The organism is Pseudomonas sp. GW821-FHT07E12, from assembly GCF_058986605.1.
Genome location: NZ_JBYSVX010000022.1, coordinates 53,712 through 74,565, shown reverse-complemented (window position 1 = coordinate 74,565; position 20,854 = coordinate 53,712). Strand labels below are relative to the sequence as shown.

19 protein-coding genes are annotated in these 20,854 nt (G+C 66.7%); 9 read left to right on the top strand and 10 right to left on the bottom strand.

Annotation, left to right across the window (positions count from 1 at the left end; genetic code table 11):
- Positions 1 to 250 precede the first annotated feature (250 nt).
- Positions 251 to 1,462: a tyrosine--tRNA ligase gene (gene tyrS, locus AC3WJE_RS13360; RefSeq protein ID WP_493731297.1), complete on the bottom strand. Its 1,212-nt coding sequence runs from the start codon at positions 1,460 to 1,462 to the stop codon at positions 251 to 253.
- A 169-nt stretch (positions 1,463 to 1,631) separates the two neighbouring features.
- Between tyrS and AC3WJE_RS13355 the strand changes: the two genes are divergently transcribed.
- Together AC3WJE_RS13355 and AC3WJE_RS13350 are read left to right on the top strand one after the other, a co-directional pair.
- Positions 1,632 to 3,062 (top strand): peptidoglycan DD-metalloendopeptidase family protein, encoded by a 1,431-nt coding sequence (locus AC3WJE_RS13355; protein ID WP_493731296.1) that lies wholly within the window; start codon positions 1,632 to 1,634, stop codon positions 3,060 to 3,062.
- A 134-nt stretch (positions 3,063 to 3,196) separates the two neighbouring features.
- A complete protein-coding gene (locus tag AC3WJE_RS13350; RefSeq protein ID WP_493731295.1) occupies positions 3,197 to 4,315 on the top strand; it encodes an anhydro-N-acetylmuramic acid kinase in 1,119 nt (372 codons plus the stop codon).
- A 62-nt stretch (positions 4,316 to 4,377) separates the two neighbouring features.
- On the opposite strand, the gene AC3WJE_RS13345 is transcribed toward AC3WJE_RS13350, so the two are convergent.
- The 3 genes from AC3WJE_RS13345 to AC3WJE_RS13335 all read right to left on the bottom strand — a co-directional run bounded on the left by AC3WJE_RS13345 (position 4,378) and on the right by AC3WJE_RS13335 (position 6,790).
- Positions 4,378 to 4,605: a hypothetical protein gene (locus AC3WJE_RS13345; protein ID WP_493731294.1), complete on the bottom strand. Its 228-nt coding sequence runs from the start codon at positions 4,603 to 4,605 to the stop codon at positions 4,378 to 4,380.
- A gap of 65 nt (positions 4,606 to 4,670) precedes the next feature.
- Positions 4,671 to 5,993: an AmpG family muropeptide MFS transporter gene (locus tag AC3WJE_RS13340; RefSeq protein WP_493731293.1), complete on the bottom strand. Its 1,323-nt coding sequence runs from the start codon at positions 5,991 to 5,993 to the stop codon at positions 4,671 to 4,673.
- The gene (locus tag AC3WJE_RS13335) at positions 5,990 to 6,790 is read right to left on the bottom strand and encodes an exodeoxyribonuclease III (RefSeq protein ID WP_493731292.1); all 801 of its coding nucleotides are present in this window, start codon (positions 6,788 to 6,790) and stop codon (positions 5,990 to 5,992) included. Before AC3WJE_RS13335 ends, AC3WJE_RS13340 begins: the two co-directional genes overlap by 4 nt.
- 114 nt (positions 6,791 to 6,904) lie before the next feature.
- Here AC3WJE_RS13335 and pyrE point away from each other — a divergent pair, with 114 nt between their 5' ends.
- The gene (pyrE, locus tag AC3WJE_RS13330) at positions 6,905 to 7,558 is read left to right on the top strand and encodes an orotate phosphoribosyltransferase (protein ID WP_493731291.1); all 654 of its coding nucleotides are present in this window, start codon (positions 6,905 to 6,907) and stop codon (positions 7,556 to 7,558) included.
- 103 nt (positions 7,559 to 7,661) lie between these two features.
- Positions 7,662 to 8,342 carry a hypothetical protein gene (locus tag AC3WJE_RS13325; RefSeq protein ID WP_493731290.1) on the top strand — a complete coding sequence of 227 codons (681 nt, stop codon included), beginning with the start codon at positions 7,662 to 7,664 and terminating at the stop codon, positions 8,340 to 8,342.
- Positions 8,343 to 8,374: 32 nt separating this feature from the next.
- On the opposite strand, the gene AC3WJE_RS13320 is transcribed toward AC3WJE_RS13325, so the two are convergent.
- The 4 genes from AC3WJE_RS13320 to coaBC all read right to left on the bottom strand — a co-directional run bounded on the left by AC3WJE_RS13320 (position 8,375) and on the right by coaBC (position 14,613).
- Positions 8,375 to 10,216 carry an ankyrin repeat domain-containing protein gene (locus AC3WJE_RS13320; protein ID WP_493731300.1) on the bottom strand — a complete coding sequence of 614 codons (1,842 nt, stop codon included), beginning with the start codon at positions 10,214 to 10,216 and terminating at the stop codon, positions 8,375 to 8,377.
- 342 nt (positions 10,217 to 10,558) lie between these two features.
- Positions 10,559 to 12,892 (bottom strand): phosphomannomutase/phosphoglucomutase, encoded by a 2,334-nt coding sequence (locus AC3WJE_RS13315; protein WP_493731289.1) that lies wholly within the window; start codon positions 12,890 to 12,892, stop codon positions 10,559 to 10,561.
- Between the two features lie 15 nt (positions 12,893 to 12,907).
- On the bottom strand, positions 12,908 to 13,372 hold the full coding sequence (dut, locus tag AC3WJE_RS13310; protein ID WP_493731288.1) for a dUTP diphosphatase: 465 nt from the start codon (positions 13,370 to 13,372) through the stop codon (positions 12,908 to 12,910).
- On the bottom strand, positions 13,369 to 14,613 hold the full coding sequence (gene coaBC / locus AC3WJE_RS13305; protein WP_493731287.1) for a bifunctional phosphopantothenoylcysteine decarboxylase/phosphopantothenate--cysteine ligase CoaBC: 1,245 nt from the start codon (positions 14,611 to 14,613) through the stop codon (positions 13,369 to 13,371). Before coaBC ends, dut begins: the two co-directional genes overlap by 4 nt.
- A 96-nt stretch (positions 14,614 to 14,709) precedes the next feature.
- Between coaBC and radC the strand changes: the two genes are divergently transcribed.
- From radC to AC3WJE_RS13285, 4 genes are all read left to right on the top strand, one after another.
- Positions 14,710 to 15,384 carry a RadC family protein gene (gene radC, locus AC3WJE_RS13300; RefSeq protein WP_493731286.1) on the top strand — a complete coding sequence of 225 codons (675 nt, stop codon included), beginning with the start codon at positions 14,710 to 14,712 and terminating at the stop codon, positions 15,382 to 15,384.
- Between the two features lie 158 nt (positions 15,385 to 15,542).
- Entirely contained in the window at positions 15,543 to 17,231 is a 1,689-nt protein-coding gene (gene argS, locus AC3WJE_RS13295) for an arginine--tRNA ligase (RefSeq protein ID WP_493731285.1), read from the top strand.
- A gap of 45 nt (positions 17,232 to 17,276) precedes the next feature.
- Complete coding sequence (locus AC3WJE_RS13290; RefSeq protein WP_493731284.1) at positions 17,277 to 18,107, top strand: SPOR domain-containing protein; 831 nt, start codon at positions 17,277 to 17,279, stop codon at positions 18,105 to 18,107.
- A gap of 222 nt (positions 18,108 to 18,329) precedes the next feature.
- Positions 18,330 to 19,085, top strand: coding sequence for an SDR family NAD(P)-dependent oxidoreductase (locus AC3WJE_RS13285; protein ID WP_493731283.1), 756 nt, complete (start codon positions 18,330 to 18,332; stop codon positions 19,083 to 19,085).
- 113 nt (positions 19,086 to 19,198) lie between these two features.
- Here the strand turns inward: AC3WJE_RS13285 and AC3WJE_RS13280 are convergent, their stop codons facing one another.
- Positions 19,199 to 19,384 (bottom strand): 4-oxalocrotonate tautomerase, encoded by a 186-nt coding sequence (locus tag AC3WJE_RS13280; RefSeq protein WP_493731282.1) that lies wholly within the window; start codon positions 19,382 to 19,384, stop codon positions 19,199 to 19,201.
- Between the two features lie 125 nt (positions 19,385 to 19,509).
- On the opposite strand from AC3WJE_RS13280, the gene AC3WJE_RS13275 reads away from it, so the two are divergent.
- Positions 19,510 to 20,403, top strand: a complete 894-nt coding sequence (locus AC3WJE_RS13275; RefSeq protein WP_493731281.1) for a LysR substrate-binding domain-containing protein — start codon at positions 19,510 to 19,512, stop codon at positions 20,401 to 20,403.
- A 9-nt stretch (positions 20,404 to 20,412) separates the two neighbouring features.
- Here the strand turns inward: AC3WJE_RS13275 and AC3WJE_RS13270 are convergent, their stop codons facing one another.
- A complete protein-coding gene (locus AC3WJE_RS13270) occupies positions 20,413 to 20,643 on the bottom strand; it encodes a hypothetical protein (protein ID WP_493731280.1) in 231 nt (76 codons plus the stop codon).
- Positions 20,644 to 20,854 lie beyond the last annotated feature (211 nt).

The window sequence follows — 20,854 nt, the reverse complement described above, 5'->3', positions numbered from 1 at the left end:
TCGCTGCCGAGGATCTTGCCGTCCCTTCCGATCCAAAACCCGAAGGCCTTTTCCCTGAAGGAAGCCGCTCATTGTAGAGCGGTTTTTGCTTCCGTCAACACCTCGTTGAACCGAGATTTTGACGCCCCTTCACTGTCAGCGCGTTTCCGCGAGAGGCCGTGTTGGGAGGAGCGGAATTATGGGCACTTTCTTCGCGGATGGGAAGAGGTGAAATGAAATATTTCTTTCACCTCTTCCCATCCGCTCGCGATCAGGCAGCCACTAGTAAGACGCGAGCGAAATTGCGCTTGCCTATCTGGATGACGCCTTCGAAGCCCGGCGCGAACTGACGCTGCGGATCTTCGATGACTTCACCCTCCACACGCACGGCACGCTCCTTGAGTTTGCGTGTCGCCTCGGAGTTGCTGGTGGTCAATCCTGCTGCGGTCAGCAGGGCGGCGATGCGTACGCCCTCGGAGGGCACCTGGACCTGCTGCAAGGGCAATAGAGAGGTGTCGCCCTGCCCGGTGACCACGGCATGCCAGCCTGCGATGGCCTGCTCGGCCGTTGCCGCGTCATGGAAACGGGTCGCCAGCTCGCGGGCGAGGCGCAATTTGACGTCGCGCGGGTTGAGTTGACCGGTTTCCACGCTGGTACGCAGCTGTGCGGCTTCGGCGACGGAGATCTCGAAGCTGAGCAGGTCGATCCAGCGCCACGTCAGTTCGTCGCCGATCTTCATGGTCTTGGTGACGATGTCGATGGCCGGCTCGTTGATGCCGATGTAGTTGCCCAGCGACTTGCTCATCTTGTTGACGCCGTCCAATCCCTCCAGCAGCGGCATGGTCAGCACGATCTGCGGCGACTGGCCGTGGTGCTCCTGCAGGCCGCGGCCCATCAGCAGGTTGAACTTCTGGTCGGTACCGCCAAGTTCGACGTCGGCCTTCAATGCCACCGAGTCGTAGCCCTGCACCAATGGATAGAGGAACTCGTGGATGGCAATGGACTGCTGCGACGCGAAACGCTTGGCGAAATCGTCGCGCTCGAGCATGCGGGCGACGGTGTGCTGGGCGGCGAGCTTGATCATGTCGGCCGCATTCATCTGGCCGAACCACTCGGAGTTGAAGCGGACCTCGGTGCGCTCGCGGTCCAGCACCTTGAATACCTGCTCCTCGTAGGTGCGGGCATTGACCAGCACGTCCTCGCGGGTCAGCGGCTTGCGGGTGACGTTCTTGCCGGTCGGGTCGCCGATCATTCCGGTGAAGTCGCCGATCAGGAAGATCACCTGATGGCCGAGGTCCTGGAACTGCCGCATCTTGTTGAGCAGCACGGTGTGGCCGATGTGCAGATCCGGCGCGGTCGGGTCGAAACCGGCCTTCACCCGCAATGGGCGCCCGTTTTTCAGTCGGGTTTCCAGCTCTTCGGACTTGAGGATCTCGTCGGCGCCACGGCCGATGAGTGCGAGCGAATCTGCGATCGATGACAAAGGACGACTCCAACGGCTCGGCGCCGCAAAAAAACATGAACGATGTTAAACGCGAGTTAATCCCGCGCCAAGGCAAAAAATGAACAGGCTCAATGGTTTGACGCGCTGTTAATGGGCCTCTATGGTACCGGCGTTTGTGTTTTCGCTTCGAGCCATGAGGATCCACTAGATGCACAACTCCGAGCAGGGCCGCGTGCGCAAGCAGCGCATTCAGGAAAGACTCCATGTCCTCCACGACTCGGCCCTGCATCGAAGGCTCAAGCAACACCTCCCCGCCGCGTTCAACGAACGCTGGACCCGCCGCCATTGGATTCACGCAAGCCTGTTCGCGACCATCGGTGCGCTGGTGGCAACGATCGTGCCGGGCTTCTCCAATGCGATCGACGCGCCTCTGTCGAGCCATTCCACGTTGCCGCTGCCCCTGCCGCCGCTGTCGCTGGCTGAAAAGAGCCCAGCGCATGCCGACGACTGGCAGATCTTCCATATCAAACCGGGCCAGACCCTGAGCAACCTGTTTGGTGAGCTGAGCATCCCGACCGCGGTGATGTACCAGGTACTCGGGCACCCGGGCACCCGCGAGGTGCTGACCAAGCTGCGTCCGGGCGCGGAACTGGCGTTCGATGTGTCGACCCAGGGCACGCTGAGGGGGTTGCGCTTCGATCGCGACCCCAGCCATCGGGTCGAGCTGCAACTGCAGGGCGAAGCGATCCGCGAGAAGGTGATCGAGCGCGCAACCGTGACCCGCACCGTGGTCACCAGCGGCGAGATCACCAGTTCGCTGTCCGCGGACGCCAGCAAGGCCGGGCTGCCGCAGTCGGCGGTGACGACGATGACCGACGACATCTTCAAGTACGACATCGACTTCGACAAAGACCTGCAGCCGGGCGACCGTTTCAGCGTGGTGATGGACGAGACCTGGCGCGAAGGCGAGCGCATCGACACCAGCAAGATATTGGCCGCCACCTTCACCACCGGCGGCAAGACCTACACCGGCTTCCGTTTCGAGCGTGCCGGCAAGCCGGCCGAGTATTTCGACATCAATGGCCGCCCGCTGAAGAAGAGCTTCATCCGCATGCCGGTGGCCTACAGCCGGATCAGTTCGACCTTCGGCGCGCGCAAGCATCCGGTACTGGGCACGATGCGCATGCACAAGGGCATCGACTACGCCGCGCCCTCGGGCACGCCGATCATGGCCGCCGGCGATGCGCGCGTGCAGTTCGTCGGCCAGCAGAACGGCTATGGCAACGTGGTGGTCCTCGATCACGGCAAGGGCTACAGCACGCTGTACGGGCACATGTCGCGCTTCGGCAAGATCAAGACCGGGCAGCGCATCAACCAGGGCACGGTGATCGGCTATGTCGGCATGACCGGCCTGGCGACGGGGCCGCACCTGCACTATGAATTCCGCGTCAACGGTACCCAGCGCAACCCGGCCTCGGTGACGATGCCGCCGCCGGAGCCGCTGAGCGGTGCCGAGCTGGCCGCATTCCGCGCCCAGACCACACCGGCGATGGCGCGCATCAAGGGCATGGAGCAGATGATGTTCGCCGACGCCGACAGCAACAGGCCGGCGCGCAAGGCCGGCAAGGGTCGCGGCTGAGACGGGCTTGCAGGCGATGGCCGGCCCGTCGCGCCGGCCGCGTGGGCCGCATCCCGGCCTGAATGGCCTGATTGCCGATTGACCGGGCGCGGCGGGCAGCCGAAGCTGCGGTGTCCTTTCCGCCGGGTCCGCTTATGTCCTCCGATCCCTACTTCATCGGCCTGATGTCCGGTACCAGTGCCGACGGCATCGATGCGGCGCTGGTGCGCTTCCATGAGGGCGACGGCCCGCGCTGCGAACTCGTCGGCGGTATCAGCGCCACCTGGCAACCGGCGCTGCGTGAGGAACTGGTGGCGCTGGGCCAAGGTGGCGAGATCGGTTCGCTCGACACGCTGGGCCGGCTCGATGCCCAGGTCGGCATCACCTTTGCCGAAGCCGCCAACCGGTTGATCGAGAAAACCGGTGTGGAGCGCGCGCAGATCAGCGCGATCGGCTCGCATGGCCAGACCGTGCGGCATCGGCCGCTGGCCGATCCGGCATTCACCTGGCAACTGGGCGATGCCAACCGCATCGCCGAGCTGACCGGCATCACCACCGTGGCCGATTTCCGTCGCCGCGATGTCGCCGCCGGTGGCCAGGGCGCACCGCTGATGTCGGCCTTCCATCTGGCGATGCTCGGTGCTGCCGACGAGGACCGCGCGGTGCTGAACCTGGGCGGCATCGCCAACCTCACGCTGATTCCCCGCGATGGCCGTGTGCTTGGCTTCGACACCGGGCCGGCCAACGCCCTGCTTGATGGCTGGTGCCAACGGCATCTTGGCCCGCCGTTCGATGCGGACGGTGCGTTTGCCGCCAGCGGTCGGGTGGACGCGGCGCTGCTGGCACGGCTGCTGGCCGATCCATGGTTCGCGCTGCCGCCGCCCAAGAGCACCGGTCGCGAGCAGTTCCATCTGGATTGGGTCGAGGCGCAACTGCAGGGCGATCCGCAGCCGGCCGCGGACGTGCAGGCGACGCTGCTGGAATTGACCGCCGCGACGGTCGCCGATGCATTGCTGCGCCTCCAGCCGGATACGCGTCGAGTGCTGGTCTGCGGCGGCGGCGTGCGCAATCCGGTGTTGATGGGGCGGTTGGCGGCGCGCCTGCCCGGCGTGGTGGTGGAATCGAGTGCGGTGCACGGGCTCGATCCGGATTACATGGAGGCGATGGGGTTCGCGTGGCTGGCGGCCCAGGCACTGGCCGGGCGGCCGGCCAATCTGCCTTCGGTCAGCGGTGCGCGGGGGCCACGTATCCTGGGGGCGATCCATCCGGCGTGAGTTGCGCCGGTAAAGCCCTATCGCGGCTGAAGGTGATTGCGCGGGTGATTGCGCTCGATGTTTTAGAACGCGCTTCCGGCCGGCAGTGCCTTGAGTGCGGCGATCGCCTCGGCGAGTGCGTCCACCTCACGGTTCTGGAAGCCGCCATGCACTTCGTGTTCGCTGGCGAACAGGCCCTGTTCGAGCAGGTGGACCACCGTCTGGTACTGGGTCCAGCCGCGCGCCACGGAAATGCGCCGGATGCGGTCCACCAACATTGGATCGATATCGCGCAACACCAGATCGGTCATGCCACTCCCCAGCGACGACGTACCGGATCCCCCGGGGTGCATCATCGGCAACTGGGGCACGTCTTTCAATCCACCGGGGCGGCGGGCGCGCCGGAGCGGTCGCGGATATGCGGCCACAGCCAGGCCAGCAGCAGCAGCGTGGGGATCACCGTCAGCGTGCTGAGGATGAAAAAGGTGCTGTAGGAGGTGGCCTCGACGATGAAGCCGGACACGCCGCCGACGAACTTGCCCGGCAGGTTGGCCAGTGACACCAGCAGGGCGTACTGGGTGGCGGTGAAGTTGCGGTCGGTCAGCGATGACATGAACGCGACCAGCACGGTGCCGGCGAAGCCCTGGAACAGGTTGTCGGCCGACAACGCCGCGTAGAACGCCCAGAGCTGGCCGGGGTTGTGCGCCATCAGCAGGAACGCCAGGTTCGACAGCCCCACGCCGAGCGCGGCCAGCAGCAGCATGCGGCGGAACCCGAACGCGGCCACCGCCGCGCCACCGGCGAAGGCGCCGACAATGCCCATCCACAGCCCGAACAGCTTAGACACGGTGGCGATGTCGGCCTTGGTGTAGCCCGAGTCGAGGTAGAACGGCCCGGCCATCACGCCGATCACCTGATCGGGGAACTTGAACATGCCAACGAACAGCAGCAGTGCCACTGCCAGCGCCACGCCATTGCCGGTGAAGAAGCTGGAGATCGGCTGCCAGAACGCGCCGATCACGTCGATCCGCCGCTCCACGGTCGATTCCGGCGCGACCGGCTCACGGCAGACCAGCGTGGTGATGACCGGCAGCAGCATCAACACCGACATCGCCATGTAGGCCCACGACCAGCCGAGGAATTCGGCCAGATACAGCGCGCCGGCGCCACCGAGGATCAGCCCGGCCCGATAGCCCAGCGTGTAGGTCGCCGCCAGCGCGGCCTGCGCGCTCTCCGGGGCGATCTCGATGCGGTAGGCGTCCACGACTGCGTCCTGGGTGGCGCCGCAGAACGAAGCGATCAGCACCCAGGTCACCAGCCCGGCCACGCTCAGGTCCGGGCGCGAGAACGCCAGCGCGAACAGCGCGATGCCCACGCCCACCTGCGACACCAGCAGCCAGGAACGGCGCCGGCCCAGGAACGCGGTGAGCGGGAAGGCGTAGCGGTCGATCAGCGGCGCCCACAGGAACTTCAGCAGATAGAAGAAGCTGGCCAGGCTGATCAGGCCGATGCTGCCCAGGTCCAGCCCGACGTCACGCAGGCGCGTGGACAGCGTCTGCGAGGCGATCAGCAGGAACGGCAGGCCGCTGCCGAAGCCCAGGAACGCCATCGCCAGCGCCGACGGCGTGGCGAAGGCGCGGCGGATGCCCTGCCAGCCCTTGTAGGAAACCCGTGATCCGGCGCCGCCGGCACTGCTCACGGCGCGTAGTCCACCGTGAACGGCGCATGGTCGGAGAAGCGCTGCTCGCGGTAGATCGAGCATGCCTGCAACCGCTCACGCAGGCCCGGCGTCGCCAGCTGGTAGTCGATCCGCCAACCGACGTTGTTGGCACGCGCCGCGCCGCGGTTGCTCCACCAGGTGTAGTCCTCACCGGTCGGGTGCAGCGCGCGGTAGCTGTCGATCCAGCCGCGCCCGGCAGCCGGATCTGCTTCGTCAGCACGATCGGCGCACAGCCCGTTGAGCCAGTCGCGCTCAGGCGGCAGGCAGCCGGAGTTCTTCTGGTTGCTGGTCCAGTTCTTGATGTCCAGGCGGCTGCGCACGATGTTCCAGTCGCCACACAGCACGTAGTCACGGCCGCTGGCCAGCCACTCGTCGAGGATCGGCCGCAGCCACTCCATCACCTGGAACTTGTAGCCCTGGCGCAACTCGCCGGACGAACCGGACGGGATATAGAAGGACACCACGCTGAGATTGCCGAAGCGCGCCTCGATGTAGCGCCCTTCCTCGTCGAACTCCGGCCAGCCCAATGCGGTACGCACTTCGTCGGGCTCGCGTCTGGCGTAGATCGCCACGCCGCTGTAGCCCTTCTTGGTGCTGGCGTCGCGAAACCAGGCCTTGTAGCCGGCCGGCAGGAATTCCGGCCCGGCCAGTTGGTGTTCCTGGGCCTTGGTCTCCTGCACGCACAGCACGTCGGCGTGCTGGCCGGTGAACCACTCGAAGAACCCCTTGCTGGCGGCGGAACGCAGGCCGTTGGCGTTGAAACTGATGATGCGCATGAGGCGGGGATTGGGGATTCGGAATTGGGGATTCGTAAAAGCGTACCCCATTCGGCTCCCAGCACTCTGACCCGCTATGCTTTCGCGAATCTCCAATCCCGAATTCCCAATCCCATGCCCGACCACCGCCGCCGCTTCCTGGAGCTGGCCCTGGACGCCGAAGCGCTGCGCTTCGGCGAGTTCACGCTGAAGTCCGGGCGTGTCAGTCCGTATTTCTTCAACGCCGGCCGCTTCGACTCCGGCGCCAAGATGGCGGCACTGGCGCGCTGCTATGCCGATGCGATCGATGAAACCCTGCTCGACTTCGACCTGGTGTTCGGACCGGCCTACAAGGGCATCCCGCTGGCGACCGCGCTGGCCTGCGAGTACGCCGGGCGCGGCCGTGATCTGCCGCTGGCGTTCAACCGCAAGGAAGCCAAGGCGCATGGCGAGGGCGGCACCCTGATCGGCGCGCCGCTGGCCGGGCGCAAGGTGCTGATCGTCGATGACGTGATCACCGCCGGCACCGCGATCCGCGAAGCGCTGGACATCATCCGCACCGCCGGTGGCACCCCCTCGGCGATCGTGGTCGCGCTGGACCGGCAGGAGATCGCCGCCGAGAGCGACCGTCGCTCGGCGGCGCAGGCCGTGGCGGCCGAAGCCGGCATCCCGGTGGTGGCCGTCGCCAACCTGGGCGACCTGCTTGCATTCACCGCTGGAAACGCCGACCTTGTCGGCTTCCGCGAACCGCTGCTGGCCTATCGCAGCCGCTACGGAACCGATGCGTGAATGGCGAATCCCTCGCAAGATTCATGTGCGGGGATTCAATTCGCAAAAGCCCGGATATGCTTGTGCGGGGATTCAAATTGACAGACAGCAGGGGGCTGCCGTGATGCCGAACCATTTCCGCCTGGCCACGCTCGGCGTGCTCATGCTGACCAGCATGGCGTACGCCGCTGCGCCGGCCCAGAACGCGCAGGCCAACGGCAACAAGAAGCTGTACTGCTGGAACCAGAACGGCCATCGCATCTGCAGCGACACCCTGCCGCCGGAGGCGGTCAACCAGGCGCGCGACGAGTTCAACGCCAAGAGCGGCCTGCGCAGTGCCGAGATCGAACGCGCGCTCAGTGCCGATGAGCGCGCGGCGGCGGCGGCGGCCGAGGCCCAGCACCGCGCCGACGAGGCTGCCCAGCAGACCCGCAAGCGCACCGATCAGGCGATGCTGATGTCGTACCAGACCGAGGACGACCTGCGCCGCGTGTTCAACGAGCGCACCAACATCATCGACAACAACGTACGCACCGCGCGCTACAACGTGACCAGCCTGCGCGAAGGCCTGGTCACGCTGCTGCGCAGCGCCGGCGAGCGCGAGCTGGCCGGGCAGAAGATCAACGACAAGCTCGCCGGCAACATCCGCCAGCGCCATGCCGAACTGGTCGGGCAGCAGCGCCTGCAGGCCAGCTTCGAACAGCAGCGCCGGGATCTGGACGGCGAGATCGACAACATCCTGCAGCGTTATCGCGGCCTGAAAGGTGTGACGACGACCACAGCGGCGGCACTGCCGACCGGCTGAACCGCCGGCGGCATGCACCCTGGCAACCGCATCTATTTCAAAGCGGCGCGGACGTCCTTCCTGGAGCGGGACACCAGATCGATCGGGCGTTTCCCGGCGTGGTCACGCAGGCTGCGGTCGGCGCCCCGCTGCAACAATAGTTCGATCGAGGCACCGTCGAACGCGCCATCAGCCGCCACGTGGAGAAGGGTCTGGCCCGTGGCGTCCGCTGCGTTGATATCGATTCCCTGCTCCAGCAGAAGATCAAGAATCGCGACCTCCTCCGGGAAATTTGCGCGGGCCACGCCACGTTGCCGGTAAAGGCGATGCAGCAGCGTGCCGCCGTCGGGCAGGCGCTCCAGTGGATCGAAGCCATAGGGCGCCATCAACCTGAAGGCCGACACGCCCGACGCGTAAGCAAGGGTCGGGAAACCATCTCCATCACGCTTCATCGGATCAGCGCCGAGTTCCAGCAGCGCCTGGGCGACTTCGACACCTCGCAGGTCGCTACGCATCAGGGCCGACTGAAGCGGCGTGTAGACCATATCGGACTCGCTTCTGCGGCCATCCGGCGATGCCAGCGCATCGATGTCGGCACCGGCCTCGACGAGCACGCGGGCCATCTCTGCCGATCTGGCGTAATGCAGGGGCATGTCACCGTCCGGTGCTCTGGCATTCGGGTCGGCACCATGCCGAATCAGGATGCGCGCGACCTCCGGGCCGGTCCACATCAGCATGGTGATGCCATTGTCCCAGCGCGCGTCCGGATCGGCACCGGCATCGAGCAGCAACTCCAGCATCGCCAGGAAATCGTTTCGGTCGATATGCGCGGCGAGGTCGACTGCGATCCGCTTCTCCGCCTGCTCGGCAAGAATGGCGGCCATCTGCGGATCCATGCCCTTGTAGTTCCACAGGCCGTTTTCTTCGCGCAATCGGGCCTCCAGTTGCTCCCGCGATCCAGCGACATGGCGATCACGACGCGTGAGCAGCAGATGCAATGGCCAGTACCGCTCATCCTGCCATCCGTCGGCGCGCGCGCCCTTGCCGATCAGCCATGCCAGGGTCGCGAGCGAGGCGCTGCAAACGGCCTCGGCGACGGCAAGATGGCGGGTGTTCAATGCCGCACCGTGCTCGACGAGCTGCTCGGCCAAGGCGATATCGTTGCGCCGGATGGCATAGGTCAGCGCCGTCGCGAACGGGTCGTCGTAGGTGGGCGTGTCGCTGTCCCACTCGTCGTTCCAGACCACATCCGGCCGCGCACCGGCCGTGAGTGCGGCCAGCGCGGCGTGGGTATCGCCACTTCGTGCGGTCACCAGCAACGCCTGTTCCGCCGCTGTTTCAGCGAGAATCACCGGCGGTGGCGCATCGCCTGCCACCTCGATGGGATCACTTTCCAGCCATTGCCGCCACGCTTGCCCACCTTCGCTGTCGGCACGCAGAGGGTAGCGATCATCCTGCCATTGGCCGAAACGCATCCAGGATGCCCATTCGGTGCCGGCATGGCCTAGCTTGGCCATTTCGGTGATGAAGCTGAAGAAATCGGGTGCCAGCGCCTGCCCATGCAGCACCTCCAGCTCGTGGCTGAAATAGCGCACCGGATGCGGCCCATCCGGCGCACGCATGTCGATCGTCAGCATGTCGCCGTTGGCGAGTTCATAGAACGGGAACTGCCGCTCCCACATCTGCGGGGTATTCGGTGCCTCGGACTCATCGACCTGCGCGAGCTGACGCTTCCAGCCGAGGAAATTCGGGATCGCGCCATTCTCGATCTGGTCGATGTCCCAGATGGCGCCCCGGTTGTGGCTGGACGTGGGAAAACCACGCTGTTCCATCGCCCGAAGATGCGCGGGGATCTGCCAGTCGAAGCAGACGCGGGCCGAGTAGCGCGTCAGCACCTCGCGCAACTGCGGTGGCATCGCCAGGCCGGCGGCCGCCGTGAGACGACGCATCGCGGCTTCGTCGGCGGGTGGATCCATCACCAGCGGCGCCAGCTTCCAACCGCGCCGACGCGCGATCGCCTCCATCCATCGCCAATCGGCCTGCCAGCGCTGCCACATCGCGTCGGTCATGTTGTCTCCTTCCCGGTCACCGGCTGCGAACACGACAGCCGCGATCGCCAGCGAAAGCCCGGGGATCTCGGATCACTTTTACCGTCCGATCCGAGAACTGTCTTCGCTTGCCGGCGCATCCGGAGGGCCTTCGTTCAATGAAGACCCTCCGGCATGCCGACAGGCCGGTCAGAACGTCACGGCCCCTTCCGGCAGCAGCGGCTGCAACTGGCTGCGGAACAATGCCTGGATGCGCGCCAGCGCGGCGTCGTTGTCGGCCTCGAAGCGCAGCACCAGCACCGGGGTGGTGTTGGAGGCACGCAGCAGGCCCCAGCCGTCGCTGAAATCGGCGCGCAGGCCGTCGATCGTGGACAGGCGCGCACCGGCGAACGGCGCGTCTTCCTCGGCACTGGCCGTTGCGACGAAACGCTCGACCAGTGCATGTGCCGATTCTTCGACCGATACCTTGATCTCCGGCGTCGCCACGCTCGCCGGCAGTTCGGCCAGCACGTCCGACAGCGGCTCTTCGCGCTGCGCCAGGATTTCGAGCAGGCGCGCGGCGGCGTACAGGCCGTCGTCGAATCCGTACCAGCGCTCCTTGAAGAAGAAGTGGCCGCTCGCCTCGCCGGCCAGTTCGGCGTCGGTTTCGCGCATCTTGGCCTTGATCAGCGAGTGGCCGGTCTTCCACATCATCGGGCTGCCGCCGTTGCGCAGCACGAAGTCGGTCAACTTGCCGGTGCACTTCACGTCGTAGATCACCAGCGCGCCGGGGTTGCGCTGCAGTACGTCGGCGGCGAACAGCATCAGCAGCCGGTCGGCGTACACCATCGTGCCGTCCTTGGTGACCACGCCCAGGCGGTCGCCATCGCCGTCGAAGGCGATGCCGAGGTCGGCGTCGAAGCGCTGCACCATCTGCGCCAGGTCTTGAAGATTGTGCGGCTCGCTCGGGTCCGGGTGATGGTTCGGGAAGGTGCCGTCGATCTCGCAGTACAGCGGGATGACCTCGGCACCGATCGCTTCCAGCAGGCGCGGGGCGATCTCGCCGGCGACGCCGTTGCCGGCATCGGCCACCACTTTGAGCGGGCGATCCAGCTGCACGTCGTCGGCGATGCGCTGGATGTAGTCATCGCTGACGTCCTGCTGCTCCAGCGCACCGGGTTCGGTTGCGCGATGCAGCCGGCCTTCGCTGATGCGCTGGTACAACTCGGCGATCGCCTCCCCAGCCAGCGTCTCGCCGCCGATCACGATCTTGAAGCCGTTGTAATCCGGCGGATTGTGGCTGCCGGTCACTGCCACGCAACTGCCGGCGCGCAGGTGGTAGGCGGCGAAGTAGACCACCGGCGTCGGTGCCAGGCCGATGTCGATCACCTTGCAGCCGGCGCGGCGCAGGCCTTCGATCAATGCAGTCGACAGCTCCGGCCCGGACAGCCGGCCGTCGCGACCGACCACCACCTCACGCAAGCCCTGCACCTGCATCACGCTGCCGATCGCCTGGCCGATCAGCGTGGCCACGGCCGGGTTGAGTTCCTTGCCGATCACGCCGCGGATGTCGTACGCACGGAAGATGCCCGGCGCCACCTCGATCGGCGGCGGTGCAGCCACGGTTTTCTCGGCGGCGGCGACTGCATCGTCGCCCGGTACCGGCGGAAGTTCCTGCAGGGCCTGGCTCAAAGTCGGTGCGTCGTCGGTCACCGACGCGGCACGTGGGCGCCCCAGCGGGATGCGGCCACGACTGAGCGCGATCACCAGTACCGTCAGCACCACCAGCAATGCGGCGACGATCATGCTGGGGATCGCGCCGAGGCCGAACGGCCCGGCATCGGCTTCTTCGGTGGCGGCAGCAACCCGCAAGCCGGTCTTGCCGACCGGCCGCGCCTGCGCTTCGCCACCGTTGGCCAACGCCTGCGCGCCCTTCTGGGTGACGTTGTAGCCGCCCTGGCGCAACGCCAGATAGGCCTGCGACGGCAACGCGATCGCATCCAGCGGCGCAGTCAGCTTGCTCAGCGGCAGACGCACATAGACCAGCACCGGTGCTTGTGCCAGCAAGGCCGGCGCGGCGACGCCCAACTGCACCTTGCCGTCGTCGCGCACCACCTGCGCCAGCGTCTGCTTGCCCGACTGCGCCCCCTCCAGCAGCCCAAGCCGGGCATAGCCGAAGCGTTCGGGCTCGGCGTAGGCCTCGGCGAGGTCCGACGGCAGCAGTTGCACATCCTGCGCACCGGCAAAACCTTCTCGGATCGCGGCGACGGCGGCGGCCGCATCGCCGCCGGCCAGCGCGGCGGCGACCGCCGGCTTCTTCAACACGGCATCGAGTTGGCGGGTCTGCGCGGACAAGGCCTGGGCGACGCCGTCGACGGCCTGGTCGCGCATCTGCCCGACCTGCTCGGCGACCGCATCCGCGCGCCACTGCGCGTAACCGCTCCAGCCGAACCATCCGGCCAGCAACAGCAGCAACACCGCCAACAGCGGCGCAGCCCTGCGCAACTCAGCAGGCCGGGACCTGCCTTCGTGTGCCTCGCTCATCTCGACGTTCCCCTGTCAGCGCACGCCGGTGTGGCCGAATCCACCCGCTCCTCGTGTGCTGTCGGCGAAAGTATCCACCACCTGCAAGGCCACGCGCACGATCGGCATCACTACCAGTTGCGCGATGCGGTCGCCAGGTTCGATCGTGAAGGGCTCGCGCCCCCGGTTCCACACGCTGATCAGCAGCGGGCCCTGGTAATCGGCGTCGATCAGGCCGGTGCCGTTGCCGAGCACGATGCCATGGCGATGGCCGAGCCCGGAGCGCGGCAGCACGATCGCGCACAGGCCAGGATCCGCGACGTGGATCGCAATCCCGCTGGGGACCAGCGCGGCATCGCCGGGCTGCAGCGTCAGCGACGCGTCCAGCGCGGCGCGCAGGTCCATGCCGGCGCTGGCTTCGGTGGCATAGGCCGGCAGCGGCCAGGCATCGCCGAAGCGCGGATCGAGCAGCTTCACCTGCAATGGCTGTGGCGCGCTCATGCCTGCAACCTTTCGGCGATCAACTCGAGCAGCCGTCCGGCCAGTTCGGCCTTGCTGCTGCTCGGGAACGCCCGCTCGCCACCCTGCCAGTAGGCGGTGGCGGCGTTGTCGTCGCTCTCGAAACCGCTGCCGGCGATGCCGACCTGGTTGGCGATGATCAGATCCAGATGCTTGGCCGAGAGCTTGCCGCGCGCGTACTTCTCGACGTCATGGGTCTCGGCGGCAAAGCCGACCACCAGCTTGAGCGTGCCGGTCTGCGAGGCGACCTCCGACAGGATGTCCGGGGTGCGCACCAGCTCCACCGTCAGCGTGTCGCCGGTCTTCTTGATCTTCTGCTCGGCCACGCGCCGCGGCGTGTAGTCGGCCACGGCGGCCGCGCCGATGTAGATGTCGGCCGGCAGTGCGCCGAGCACGGCCTGACGCATCTGCGCGGCCGAGCGCACGTCCACCCGGCTGACGCCCGCGGGCGTCGGCAGCTGCACCGGGCCGCTCACCAGCACCACCGTGGCGCCCTGCGCGGCGGCGGCGGCGGCCAGCGCATAGCCCATCTTGCCGCTGCTGCGGTTGCCGACATAGCGCACCGGATCCAGGTCTTCATAGGTAGGACCGGCGCTGATCACCACGCGCAGGCCCTTGAGGCGACCTTCGACCACGGGTGCTGGCGTAGCGGCGGCGACCGGGATGTTCGCGGTCAACACGGCGACGATCGCGTCCGGCTCGGTGAGCCGGCCCGGACCGGATTCGCCTTCGGCCAGCGGACCGTCCTCCGGCCCGACCACCTGCACACCGCGCGTGCGCAGCGTGGCGATGTTGGCCTGGGTGGCCGGATGCAGCCACATGCGGTGGTTCATCGCCGGGCACACCGTCAGCGGCGCGGTGGTGGCCAGGCACAGCGTGGTCACCAGATCGTCGGCCAGACCATGCGCCAGGCGTGCCAGCAGGTCGGCGGTGGCGGGTGCGACCACGACCCGGTCGGCCCAGCGCGCCAGTTCGATATGCCCCATCGCCTGTTCGGCGGCGCTGTCCCACAACGTGGTGCGGGTCGGCTGCCCGGACAGGGCCTGGAAGCTGAGCGGAGTGACGAATTGCTGCGCGCCCTCGGTCATCGCGACCTGCACCTGCGCACCGGCGTCGCGCAGACGCCGCACCAATTCGAGGGATTTGTATGCGGCGATACCACCGCCGACGCACAGCAGTACGCGCTGTCCGTCCAGAGGGCGTGCCTGAATGGAGCCGGTCACGTCGGGAATTTCCTACCGTTTCAAGGACAACTAGATTAGCCCAAGCGCCGTTACGGCCTGATGCCCCAGGCGCATGAGCAGCGGCAATCTGGCCATATGCGCATCCGTGACTGGCCTACCGACGAGCGTCCCCGCGAGAAACTGCTGGCCCGTGGCGCCGGCGTGCTTTCCGACGCCGAACTGCTCGCGATCTTCCTCGGCTCGGGCCTGAAGGGCCGCGACGCGGTGCAGACCGCGCGCGAATTGCTGCAGGCGCACGGGCCATTGCGCAACCTGCTCGACCGCGAACCGCGTGCCCTGGCGCACCTGCCCGGACTGGGCCCGGCGCGGGCCTGCCAGCTGGCCGCCGCGCTGGAGCTGGGCCAGCGCCATCTGGCCGCCGAGCTGGAACGCGGCAGCACCCTCAACGATCCGATGAGCGCCGGCCACTACTTCGCCCAGCGTCTGCGCACGCGGCCGCAGGAGGTGTTCGCCGGCCTGTTCCTGGATTCGCAACATCGCGCGCTGGCCTTCGAGGAACTGTTCCAGGGCACGATCGACGGCGCCGAGGTGCATCCGCGCGAGGTCGTGCGCCGCGCCCTGGGCCACAATGCGGCGGCGGTGATCGTGGGTCACAACCACCCTTCCGGCAATCCGGAACCCTCGGCGGCCGACCGCGCCGTCACCGACCGGCTGCGGCATGCGCTGCACCTGGTCGACGTGCGCCTGCTCGATCACTTCATCATCGGCGACGGCCCGCCGGTATCGCTGGCCGCACGCGGCTGGCTGTAGAGGGGGGCCCGCTCCGCTGGGGCCTTACCGGGGAAGCCGGACGCCGAGCACAAGCTCCGCTCCACAAGGCCTGCAGACCCCACCTGAACCATCCCCCGGGCCTTGCCCCGCCCGGTCGGTTAAAATCGTCCGTTCTCTTGCTCCAAGCAGACTCCAACGTGAAACCCCAACTCCGCGCCCTGATTGGCCAAGGCATCGAAGTCTTGCGCGCCAATGGCACCCTGCCCGCCGACACTTTGCCGCCGGACTTCGTGGTCGAGCGCCCCAAGACCCGCGAGCACGGCGATTTCGCCACCAATGCCGCGATGCTGCTGGCCAAGGCCGCGCGCAGCAATCCGCGCGCACTGGCGCAGGCACTGGTCGAAGCGCTCCCTGCCAGCGCTGAAGTGTCGCGCGTGGAGATCGCCGGACCGGGCTTCATCAACTTCCACCTCGCCCCGAGCGCCTACCAGCGCGAAGTGGTGCAGGTGCTCAAGGATGGCCACGACTACGGTCGCGGGCTGGCCGGCAAGGGCCGCACCGTCGGCGTCGAATACGTCTCGGCCAATCCGACCGGTCCGCTGCACGTCGGCCACGGTCGCGCCGCGGCGATCGGCGACTGCCTGGCACGCCTGCTCGAAGCCAACGGCTGGAACGCCAAGCGCGAGTTCTATTACAACGACGCCGGCGTGCAGATCGAGAACCTGGCGCGTTCGGTGCAGGCACGCGCGCGCGGCTTCAAGCCGGGCGATGCCGAGTGGCCGACCGAGGCCTACAACGGCGAGTACATCGCCGATGTCGCCCGCGCCTACCTGGCCGGCGAGACGGTCGACCTGGAAGGCATGCTGGTCGCCGGCACCCAGGATCCGGAGGACATCGATTCGATCCGCCGCTTCGCCGTGGCCTACCTGCGCAACGAGCAGAACCACGACCTGGCCGCATTCCGCGTCGATTTCGACATCTACTTCCTGGAAAGCTCGCTGTACAAGGACGGCAAGGTCGAGGAAGCGGTGCAGAAGCTGATCGCGTCCGGCCACACCTATGAAGAAGGCGGCGCGCTGTGGCTGAAGTCCACCGACTTCGGCGATGACAAGGACCGCGTGATGCGCAAGTCCGACGGCAGCTACACCTACTTCGTGCCGGACGTGGCCTATCACCTGACCAAGTGGCAGCGCGGCTACGAGCGCGCGATCACCGAGCTGGGCTCGGACCACCACGGCTCGCTGACGCGGGTGAAGGCTGGCCTGCAGGCACTGGAAGTCGGCATCCCGCAGGGCTGGCCGGAGTACGTGCTGCACCAGATGGTGACGGTGATGCGCGGCGGCGAGGAAGTGAAGCTGTCCAAGCGCGCCGGCAGTTACGTGACGCTGCGCGATCTGATCGAAGAGACCAGCGCCGATGCGGTGCGCTGGTTCCTGATCGCGCGCAAGCCGGATTCACAGCTGACCTTCGACATCGACCTGGCCCGCCAGCAGAGCAACGACAACCCGGTGTTCTACGTGCAGTACGCGCACGCCCGGGTGTGCAGCCTGCTGCGCCAGGCGCAGGAGAAGCGTCTGGACTATGACCAGGGCACCGGCATCGCCGAACTCGCGCGCCTGGGCGATGAGACCTCGCTGTGGCTGATGACCGAACTCTCGCGCTATCCGGAGGTGGTCGAGATCGCCGGCGAAGCGCTGGAGCCGCACCTGATCGCGCAATATCTGCGCGAATTGGCGCATGCATTCCACACGTGGTATCACGGCACGCAGATTCTGGTGGACGATGCTGGCGAGCGCAGTACCAAGCTCACCTTGGCGCTGGCTACGCGCCAGGTGCTCGCCAACGGCCTGGAAATCCTCGGTGTCAGCGCACCGGAAAAGATGTGACGGACCCCAGGGTCCCAACGCAAGTGATCGGAGAGAAAGCGAGTCATGGCAGCACGACGCGGTAAAAGTCAGGCACGACGCAACACCGGCAACGGCACGCCCGGTTGGGTATGGCTGGTCGCCGGTGCGGCGATCGCCGCGGTGGTGTTCCTGGCCGCGCCAGGGTTGTTCAAGAAGGAAGGCGACGGTTTCCTGCGGGTCGGCCCGCGCCCGAATCCGGATGCGCAACCGGCACCGGTCGCCGACGCCGATGTCGATGCACCGGCCGAGCTGCCCAAGCCGACGGTGAAGCCGGACGCCAAGCCGGGCGACGGCGCGACCCAGTACGACTTCTACACCTTGCTGCCCGGCAAGGAAGTACAGATGTCCGACGCCGAGCTGGCTGCCAGCGCGCGCGCCGAGGAAGCCGCGCGCGCCAAGGCGGCACTGGAAGGCAAGCCCGTGCCGGCGTCGCCGACCGCAACGGCATCGACCGCCCCGACGCCCATCGCCGAAACCACCCCGAGCCGGTCCGCGCCGCTGCCCGAATCGGCGCCTGCGCGCACCGCCGCGCTGCCGGCTGCCGTCGATACCGCGCCGGCGAAGCCCGCCACGGCGCCGTCCATGACCACCGTTGCAACGGCGGCGGCTCCATCGGCCGACAACGTGCGTTACATCCTGCAGGCCGGCTCGTTCGGTGCATCCGGCGATGCCGAGGCAACCAAGGCCAAGCTGGCGATGCTGGGCCTGGCCGCACGCGTCGAATCGGCCGACATCGGCGGCAAGACCGTGTATCGCGTACGGATGGGGCCCTACGGCACCGCCAGCGAGCTGGCCGAAGCCAAGCAGAAGCTTGCCGGCACCGGCCTGCCGGCGATCGCGATCAAGGCGCAGTAACACCGCTTTGGCGGTGTTGCCCCAAGGTTTGCGGAGCAAACCTTGGGGCCCATGCCCTTTATCTCCATATCCCCGCGCCTGTCGGCGCGCGCCCTGGGGGGCTGTTTCTTCGGTTGGCATGCAGGGGAATTACCGGGATGCTTCCGGCAGGACAGTAGCCCCACAGGACCGCTGTCCCGCGAAGGTGCGAGAATCGGCGGCTCCTTCCCCTAGGAATCCGTCATGCCCAAAACCGTCCTGATCACCGGCGCCACCTCCGGCTTCGGCGCCGCCGCGGCGCGGCGCTTCGCCGCCGCCGGTTGGAACATCATCGCCACCGGCCGTCGTGCCGATCGCCTGCAGACACTGGCCGCCGAACTGCCGGCCGGGCAGGTGCACATCGCCGCCTTCGACATGCGCGACAACGATGCGCTGGAAGCAGCCATCGCCAATCTGCCCGAGGCCTTTGCCGGCATCGACGTGCTGATCAACAACGCCGGCCTCGCCCTGGGCACCGCACCGGCGCAGCAGGCCGACCTGGCGCAGTGGCGGCAGATGATCGACACCAACGTGACCTCGCTGGTGACCCTGACCCATCGCCTGCTGCCGACCCTGATCGAGCGCAAGGGCGCGATCATCAACATCAGCTCGGTGGCCTCGAGCTATCCGTATCCGGGCGGCAACGTCTACGGCGGCACCAAGGCGTTCGTGAAGCAGTTCTCGCTGGGCCTGCGCTCGGACCTGCACGGCACCGGCGTGCGTGTGACCAGCATCGAGCCGGGCATGGCCGAGACCGAATTCACCCTGGTGCGCACCGGCGGCAACCAGGCCGCATCCGACGCCCTGTACCGCGGCGCCGACCCGATGACCGCCGAGGACATCGCCGAGCAGATCTTCTACGTCGCCACGCTGCCGCCGCACCTCAACATCAACCGGCTGGAGATCATGCCGGTCAACCAGTCGTTCGCCGGCTTCCAGGTGGCGCGCGCGGCTTCCTGAGCGGGAGCGGGTGGATCCGTGTCACCGGAGCCCGCTCTCCTGCACTTCGCCATCCCCGGTCATACCGCACCGGCCCCATCGTTGAACGATGCGGGCCGGGTCATGTCGCTGATTTACTTGTCCGACACCAGCTTGCCCGCCTTCGCCCAATGTTCGCGTGGCACTTCGGTGATCAGCACATCCACGCTCTCGGGCGGGCAGCTGAGTGTTTCAACAGCAACCCGGGTAACTTCGCTGACGAAGGCACGCTTCTGTTCCGGCGAGCGGCCGGGGTGCATTTCCAAACGCAGGATCGGCATGACAGTTCCTCGGTGAGAGACGTGACACCCCGACATGGAGTGCCTGCGCCCACAGTGTCATCCGGCCCCGCAGGCGAATAAACGCGCAATAATTCCACCCATTTCAAACCACCAGGTTGTTAATCATGGACAAGCTGGCCAGCATGACGATGTTTGTCCGCGTGGTGGAAAGCGGCAATTTCACTGCCGCTGCTGCTGCCAGCAGCATCTCTGCGACGATGGTGGCCAAGTACATCCGCACCACGGAAGAACGGCTCGGCGCCCGTCTGCTCCACCGCACCACGCGCCGACAGCAGCTGACCGAAGTGGGCCGGCTCTATTACGAACGCTGCAAGCGCGTGCTGTCCGAAGTGGAGCTGGCCGATGCCAGTGCTTCTGAACTACAGGCCAGTCCGCGGGGGCTGATTCGCCTGGTCGCGCCGGTGAGCTTTGGCAGCCACAGCCTGGTGCCGGTATTGACCGACTATCTGGCCAGCCATCCCGAAGTCAATGTCGAGCTGACGCTGGACAATCGCGCGCCCGACCTGATCAACGAAGGTTACGAACTGGGGCTGCACATCGGTGAGATCAACGACACCGGATTGGTGGCGCGACCACTGCGCCCCTACCGCAGAATCCTCGCCGCAGCACCCGGCTATCTAGCCTTGCATGGGCAGCCAGAACACCCGGAACAATTACAGGCCCACAGTTGCCTTGGCCTGTCGTACTGGCGGCACCACGACCAATGGCATCTGGTCGGGCCGGATGGCCAACTGTGCACCGTACCGGTCAGTGGCCGCTTCAGCGCCAACGACGGCAGCGCCCTGCGCAATGCCGCCGTGCATGGGGCCGGTATCGTGCTGCATCCCGAAATGCTGCTGGCCGACGACATCGCCGCAGGCCGCTTGCAGCAAGTCTTGCCGGCATGGTCGTACCGGCCCACGCCAATGCATCTGCTCTACGCACAGGACAGCCGGCCCACGGCCAAGTTGCGTAGCGTGATTGATCTGCTGATCAGGCACTTCGGTCTCAACGAGTAAGCCGCGTCATCAACCGTGCCGATGCGGCGCCGTCACATCCGAACCCGACTTTCCTTCCTGCGTCGCCTGGAACCTCATCCCTGACAGCAAGCAAAGCAGCAGGATTCGGCTGTTGCTGTTGATCTTGCTGTTGATCTTGCTGCTGCTCGTGATTTTGCCTTTGCTGTTGCTCTTCGCTTTTCCGGGGCCCCCATCCGCAGCGACGGAGCCAGCGGGAAAAACCCGAAGGGCGACGCACATGGATGTGCGTCGTTTTCTGCCGCGGCATGGATGCCGCGTCAGAAAATCCCGTTGGCGGAGTGGACCCGTAGCGCAGCGGAGGGCGCGAGGACTGGGGCGTGCTTTCTTTGGGTTACGTTTCTTTGCACGAGCAAAGAAAGGTGACTCGCTCCGAAGGAGCGAAAGCCTTTGCTGTTGAAGTTGAAGCTGCTGTTGCCTTCAACAGCAAATC

Excerpts from the sequence above, each read along its gene's own strand:
- AC3WJE_RS13315 (WP_493731289.1), bottom strand. The coding sequence starts at position 12,892 with ATGAGCGAGGCACACGAAGGCAGGTCCCGGCCTGCTGAGTTGCGCAGG.
- pyrE (WP_493731291.1), top strand. The coding sequence starts at position 6,905 with ATGCCCGACCACCGCCGCCGCTTCCTGGAGCTGGCCCTGGACGCCGAA.
- AC3WJE_RS13335 (WP_493731292.1), bottom strand. The coding sequence starts at position 6,790 with ATGCGCATCATCAGTTTCAACGCCAACGGCCTGCGTTCCGCCGCCAGC.
- AC3WJE_RS13270 (WP_493731280.1), bottom strand. The coding sequence starts at position 20,643 with ATGTGCGTCGCCCTTCGGGTTTTTCCCGCTGGCTCCGTCGCTGCGGAT.
- AC3WJE_RS13350 (WP_493731295.1), top strand. The coding sequence starts at position 3,197 with ATGTCCTCCGATCCCTACTTCATCGGCCTGATGTCCGGTACCAGTGCC.
- AC3WJE_RS13280 (WP_493731282.1), bottom strand. The coding sequence starts at position 19,384 with ATGCCGATCCTGCGTTTGGAAATGCACCCCGGCCGCTCGCCGGAACAG.
- AC3WJE_RS13355 (WP_493731296.1), top strand. The coding sequence starts at position 1,632 with ATGCACAACTCCGAGCAGGGCCGCGTGCGCAAGCAGCGCATTCAGGAA.
- AC3WJE_RS13325 (WP_493731290.1), top strand. The coding sequence starts at position 7,662 with ATGCCGAACCATTTCCGCCTGGCCACGCTCGGCGTGCTCATGCTGACC.
- AC3WJE_RS13285 (WP_493731283.1), top strand. The coding sequence starts at position 18,330 with ATGCCCAAAACCGTCCTGATCACCGGCGCCACCTCCGGCTTCGGCGCC.
- AC3WJE_RS13345 (WP_493731294.1), bottom strand. The coding sequence starts at position 4,605 with ATGACCGATCTGGTGTTGCGCGATATCGATCCAATGTTGGTGGACCGC.
- radC (WP_493731286.1), top strand. The coding sequence starts at position 14,710 with ATGCGCATCCGTGACTGGCCTACCGACGAGCGTCCCCGCGAGAAACTG.
- dut (WP_493731288.1), bottom strand. The coding sequence starts at position 13,372 with ATGAGCGCGCCACAGCCATTGCAGGTGAAGCTGCTCGATCCGCGCTTC.
- AC3WJE_RS13290 (WP_493731284.1), top strand. The coding sequence starts at position 17,277 with ATGGCAGCACGACGCGGTAAAAGTCAGGCACGACGCAACACCGGCAAC.
- AC3WJE_RS13275 (WP_493731281.1), top strand. The coding sequence starts at position 19,510 with ATGGACAAGCTGGCCAGCATGACGATGTTTGTCCGCGTGGTGGAAAGC.